We start from the raw sequence: 5,879 nt of genomic DNA on the forward strand, positions 1-5,879 counted from the left end.
CACCAACATCGCCGCCGCGAACCGGCATCACGCCCGCGACAGCACCCGCCCGCTGGCACTACTCGGCATCACCTGACGACTTTGCCGGGGCCCTGCAGGCGTCGGCCATCGAATTCGTCAGCATCGGTGCGGGCGCCGTTGCAGTCACGCACCGGCCGAAGGTCAAACTACTGCCGGTAATGAGATCTGCGGGCGCAACACACCTGGTCACACTGCTATCCAGACGTGAGGGTGCCCTTGCGATGGGATCCGCGGCCAAAGCGGCGGGGCTGGAATGGATTTGGGTCGAACTCGCCAACGGCCAACAACCACCGCCCCCACGCCACCACGAGATCGTTGCGGCTCTGACGACGCTGGCCGACCTCATCCGCAACGGCGCCAAGGTGGTCATACACTGCTCCGCCGGCATACATCGCACCGGCATGTTCACCTACGCGCTGCTGCGCGCCTGCGACCTTGGCGCTGACGAGGCGATACTCACCCTGACCGAGATGCGCGCCGCCACCGCCGAGGGAGCTGGCGAACAACGCCTTGCCTGGGCCGAGGACCTGTCGGCGGCAGCCCGCCGTCGGCTGGGCAACATCACCGCTCAGTCTGAAACTCTCCAACCGGAGATCGTAGGCAGCGCCGCAACTTGTGAAACACGCTCTAGTGGCTTGATCGCTGGGTCACTGATCGTGTGGGTGAAGGCGTTCGACCCGGCGGGTGGCGGACGGTCAGACGGTGGGCTATCTGCAGTTGGCCCACAACGAGTGGGATCCGGTGGCGAGGGTGTCGCGGACGAAGGTGCTGTACTCCTTCGGCCGGGAGGACCAGCTCGACGTCGCGGGGATCCGGCGGCTGGTCGCGGCGCTGTGCCGGCTGTTGGGGCCGGGCGAGGCGCTGGCGTCGACCAGTTCGGCGGACCTGTGGTTCACCGACTCCCGGATGTTGGGCGGGGCGTGCGCGCTGGACGGACTGTGGCGCGCTCTGGGGATCGACGCGGCGATGCGGCGGCTGCTGGCCGACACGCGGATGGAGCGGCGGGTTGAGCGGATTCTGTTCGCGCTGGTGGCCAACCGCGCACTGGCTCCGTCGTCCAAGCTGGCCGCGACCCGCTGGATCGCCCACGACGTCGTGATCGACGGTCTGGACCTGCCCGTGGTCGACGAGTCCTGCTACCGGGCGATGGACTGGCTGATCAACGCCGAGCCGGAGCTGGGACGGATTGTGTTCGACAACACCGCCGACCTGCTGAACCTGGAGGTGGACCTGCTGTTCTTCGACACCACCTCCACCTACTTCGAGACCGCCGACGCCGACGAGCCGGTGGCCCGCGACGAGCGGGGTATGCGGGTCGGCGACGGCGACCCGGCGGTGAAGGAGACCGGGTTGCGGACCTGGGGCAAGTCGAAGGACTCCCGGGGCGACCTGCCGCAGATCGTGGTCGGGATGGCCGTCACCCGCACCGGCATTCCGGTCAGATGTTGGGCCTGGCCTGGGAACACGTCAGACAGCGCCCTGATACGAAAAATCAAGGACGACATGCGGGACTGGTCGCTGTCGCGGATCGTGTGGGTCGCCGACCGTGGTTTCACCTCCGAGCAGAACCGGCGCTACCTGCAGAAGGCCGGCGGGCGCTACATCCTCGGTGAGAAGCTGCGCGGCGGCACGCCCGAGGCCGACGCCGCGCTGTCGCGGCAGGGCCGCTACCGACACGTCGCGGACAACCTGCAGGTCAAGGAAGTGCGACTGTCCGGTGACCTGGCCGACGACCGGTTCGTGATCTGCTTCAATCCCGAGGCCGCCGTCCGCGACGCCGCGATCAGGGCCCGCATGGTCGCGATCCTTGAAGAGATGATCGACGGCTCCGACAAGCTCGGCCGGGACAAGCGCGCCGAGTTACGCGGCGTCATCTCCACCAAGCCCGGCCTGAAACGCTACCTGCGCACCACCCCCGGCGGGCTGCTGCGCATCGACCGCAAGGCCGTCGAAGCCGAGGCCAACCTGGACGGCAAGTTCCTGCTGCGCTGCTCAGACCCGAAACTGTCGGCCGAGGACATCGCCTTGGGCTACAAGCAACTCCCCGAGGTCGAACGCGGCTGGCGGGACATGAAATCGATCATCGACCTGCGGCCGGTCTACCACCGCGCCGAGGACCGCATCCGCGCCCACGTCCTGCTCTGCTGGCTCGCCCTGCTGCTCATCCGCATCACCGAGACCCGCACCGGACAGACCTGGCCCGCCGTCCGCGACGACCTCCAACGCCTTCACCTGGGCACCTTCACCGGCCCCGCCGGCTCCTTCCGCCAGCGAACCGAACTCACCACCGGCCAGAAGAAGATCCTCACCGCCCTCGGCCTGCCCGAGCCCCGCCGTGTCTTCGAGGCCACCCCCGCAACCTCCTGACCAGCACGAACACCCCGGCCTAGTGACACGCCCTGCCACCGGGCCAACCCACGTTTCCCCAGCTCAATCGCGATTTCGCGGACTAGCCAGCCACCTGATCTGTGGAACCCGGGTGCCTGTTCAGGTCGGCTTTCCAGTCGGGTAGCTCCGTGCCGTCGAAGGGCTTGCGGTACGGGATGATCACTTCGGGGTTGCCGTGGTAGCCGCTGTCGGCCATGACCGGCCGTCCGTTCGGCTTCTGGTCGATCCCTGAGGTGCGGTAGACGATGGTCGTTGCGGTTGCCGGGTTGCGGGTCGCCGACGGCGATGACCAGGCGGGTGCTGGCGTCGATCGCGACCTGCAGGTTCGTCGAGTACCGGTTCTTGCTCGGCACGGCCAGGCGATGGTCCCGAGTCGGTATCAGGGTGCCGTCGACGATGGCGACCTGAGCGACTGGCCGCCGGCGCACAGGTGCGAGGGCCAACAGCGGTGCGAGGGTGTCGATGACCCGGTGGGCGGCGGAGCGCGAGACGCCGAACAGCAGGCCGATCTGGCGCATCGTCAGGTTGGTACGCAAGTACCAGGCCACCAGCAGCACCCGGTCCGCCAGGTTCAGGGCCCACGCGCTCAGGGGACGAGAGGAGAGACTCCCCTCCACCGGAGGGGAGTCTGGCTTCCGTGGCGCGGCCGGCCGGTCTGTCAAACAGGCGCTGACCCGCCCTGTGAGCCACCGTGCGAGCCCGGGCGTAGCTGCTCGCCGGGTGCGTGGTGGTGAACGGCGGGTGAACCCTGACGGAAGGGCCGCGAGCGGCCGGAAGTCAAAAGGCTCGCCGCGCCGGTGGTCGCGGCTGACGGATCGCGCACTGGGCCCGGCCGTAGCTTCCAGCGAAGAAGCAACGATTAGCGGCTACAGTAGCTGCGCCCAGCCTCAACGGCCCTGTCGAGGTCCGCGGAACGCCACGAAGCTGCCGACTCCCAGACCCGCTCCGACGAGCAGGACGATGATGCCCTTCCGTTTGTTCAAGGATTTCTGCTGGTCGTAGGTCCGCTCGGTGGAGCCACCTCCCTTATGAATCGTCGTGCACCTTCCGCCTTGTTCGAGTACGCGCCCGCCGCACGTGACCTCGTCAGCCGTGGTGTTGTACAAGCCGAGCAGGATCATTCCGACTCCGACCAATACACCCGCAATTCGATAGAACCGATTCGACATTGGCCCAGCTTACGACCTTGTGCAATAGGACGGTCGGTGGTGCTCATCCGGCGGGGTTGCTGGATCACGTGGAGCCAGTCGCGGCTCGCACCTGTCGTCTGTATGGAAGTTCGTTCACCTTGATGCCTTTGTGTCGGCTCCGCGAGCATGGACGCCGGTGCGTGCTGAGGCCCGCTGCCGATCCAGACACCACCATTGCGCGCGGCCCGCGACCGCGATCGCGAAACCGTTGGACGTCGGCCGGGCACGTCCTACCGTGGCGAGGGGCACAGCGCCTGGCACGGCCCCGATTGGCCGCCAGGCCGTGCCCACCGCTAGAGCTGCTAGCTGCTGGTGCCTTGATAGGACTGAGGTTGAGGTGCTAGCGCTAGCAGGTCGCCGTGCTAGCGCTAGCACCGATCCGCCTGCCCATGTCCCACCCAAGATCGTGAGAGGAAGCTGGCCAGTGGGTGAGGTTTTCCGTTACGCATGGAGGGACCGCAACTACTTCGAGACCGACGTCTGGCTCGCGCTGGGCCAGGACGGCGACGGCTGGTGGCTGGATGCGTTCTTCCACGGCCGCCATCCGGTCGCCGGCGGCGCGAAGGCGGTCGAGGCCTTCGCGCACGCGCTCCTCCGGCCGCGCGGCGACCGGCGCTACGAGGAGGTCTTTGAACTGGTCAAGGATTCCCTGGATGGGACGATCAATGGGCAGAACAGCCACGGCGCCATCACACGCTGGGAAACGACCACCGACCTCGACGTCACCCTAGACCGGGAGAGGGACGGCGGCCCCGAGACGCTGACCATCGCATCCATTGGCTTCATCGTCGGCACCCGATTCGGTTTTCAGACCGGTGCGGAGTTGGTCGACGAGCCCGTGGACCGACCCCGCTTGGAGACCCAGGCCCGCCGGCTCCTGCATGCGGTGGGCTCAGCGGAAGAGCCCCCAACAGCCACCTCGACAACCCCATCACTCGGCAACAACCTGACGAGCTAAGGGCTTGCCGAGGAATAACTTGCGGGTTCCCGCATCGGCGGTCTTTCATGTGATATAGGCGCATGGATCAAGTCGATGAGGGTCTGGTGGCCAAGCTTCAGACGCTGTTGCCGCATCTGGATGAGCGGCAACGCCGCCTGCTGTTGGGGGCTGAAGCGCGGGTGTTGGGCCATGGCGGGATCCGGCGGGTAGCCAGGGCGGCAGGCGTGGCGGAGGGCACCGTCTCGCGTGGGGTGAGTGAGTTGGAGGCCGGCGAGACCCCGCTGGGCCGGGCTCGCCGTGAGGGTGGTGGCCGTAAGCGGCTGGTCGATCTTGATTCGGGTCTTCTGCCGGCACTGATGGCGTTGGTCGAGCCGGACGTGCGCGGTGATCCGATGTCGCCGCTGCGGTGGACGACCAAGTCAACCCGCAGACTGGCCGATGAACTGACCCGCCAGGGGTGGCGGATCTCGCCGGACACGGTGGCCCATCTGCTTCGCGCCGAGGGCTTCAGCCTGCAGGGCCTTGCCGACGGCGACGCCTCCATGGCAGGCTGCCTCGACCGCAAAACTCCCAGTACTCTAACGGATGATTTACGGATGATGGCGCACCCCGTCGACCACGCTTGGGTCGTTGAATCGTTGCCGGCACTGGAAGCAACGCCACTCCGGGTGGATTGGCCAGCAGGCGGGCTCGACCCGTTTGATTTGACCGACAGACGCACACAGCGGATGTGGTACTCCTCCGGGTACACCCGAGCCTACCCCGCTGTAGTCGGCCACGACGAATCCGACGAACGTCACCTGAGCGACGCCATACCGAGGGGATATTCGGCTTTATCGTTGCTGGAAAAACTGGCCGTGGTCTACAACGGTAGCCTAATCGCCGAGTGGCCGCGGAGCCTCGTTTCAACACGCGGCAGGGAGGTGCCGAGAGAAGGAGACCAAGATCCAACCCTCACGCCCATTCTACAATTCCAACGACTACCAAAGGTCTGGGCCGCACGGGAGCCACGATGGTTGAGCCGGGCTCGCGCGGGGCAGCTTTCGAATTCGTCGATGCCCGCGGACCCTCTGAGCCTTATTTGTGGCGACTACGGTGACACCATCGATGTAGCCCTGTCGCTTTCCGCTGCCATACGGCAAGAGCCCATCATGATCGTTGACGTCTTAGAATCATTCGATTGGCACTAGCTAGAGGTCGCGCGCAATGGTGGGTTGATCGGCGTGCCTGAACGGATGCAGGCACCAGGGCCCCGGCAAAGTCGTCAGGTGATGCCGAGTAGTGCCAGCGGGCGGGTGCTGTCGCGGGCGTGATGCCGGTTCGCGGCGGCGATGTTGGTG

The 5,879-nt window shown here is 66.5% G+C and carries 3 protein-coding genes and 3 pseudogenes; 4 read left to right on the plus strand and 2 right to left on the minus strand.

Translation table 11 applies throughout. From position 1 onward, the window contains the following. Window positions 1-242: 242 nt before the first annotated feature. Together AB0873_RS31535 and AB0873_RS31540 are read left to right on the plus strand one after the other, a co-directional pair. Window positions 243-413 (plus strand): annotated as a pseudogene (locus AB0873_RS31535) (hypothetical protein); the annotation flags it as partial. Between the two features lie 310 nt (window positions 414-723). Then, window positions 724-2,388 carry an IS1634 family transposase gene (locus AB0873_RS31540; protein ID WP_366604370.1) on the plus strand — a complete coding sequence of 555 codons (1,665 nt, stop codon included), beginning with the start codon at window positions 724-726 and terminating at the stop codon, window positions 2,386-2,388. A gap of 118 nt (window positions 2,389-2,506) precedes the next feature. Here AB0873_RS31540 and AB0873_RS31545 read toward each other — a convergent pair. Both AB0873_RS31545 and AB0873_RS31550 read right to left on the minus strand, forming a co-directional pair. Continuing rightward, window positions 2,507-2,984, minus strand: a pseudogene (locus tag AB0873_RS31545) (transposase family protein); the annotation flags it as partial. A gap of 312 nt (window positions 2,985-3,296) precedes the next feature. Further along, window positions 3,297-3,578: a hypothetical protein gene (locus AB0873_RS31550; RefSeq protein WP_366604372.1), complete on the minus strand. Its 282-nt coding sequence runs from the start codon at window positions 3,576-3,578 to the stop codon at window positions 3,297-3,299. Window positions 3,579-4,023: 445 nt separating this feature from the next. Here AB0873_RS31550 and AB0873_RS31555 point away from each other — a divergent pair, with 445 nt between their 5' ends. Beyond that, a complete protein-coding gene (locus AB0873_RS31555) occupies window positions 4,024-4,557 on the plus strand; it encodes a hypothetical protein (RefSeq protein WP_366604373.1) in 534 nt (177 codons plus the stop codon). Between the two features lie 62 nt (window positions 4,558-4,619). Continuing rightward, window positions 4,620-5,060: pseudogene (locus AB0873_RS31560) on the plus strand (ISAzo13 family transposase); the annotation flags it as partial. Window positions 5,061-5,879: the final 819 nt, after the last annotated feature.

This window comes from Micromonospora sp. NPDC047707 (assembly GCF_040704235.1).
Classification (GTDB): domain Bacteria; phylum Actinomycetota; class Actinomycetes; order Mycobacteriales; family Micromonosporaceae; genus Micromonospora.

Excerpts from the sequence above, each read along its gene's own strand:
- AB0873_RS31550 (WP_366604372.1), bottom strand. The coding sequence starts at position 3,578 with ATGTCGAATCGGTTCTATCGAATTGCGGGTGTATTGGTCGGAGTCGGA.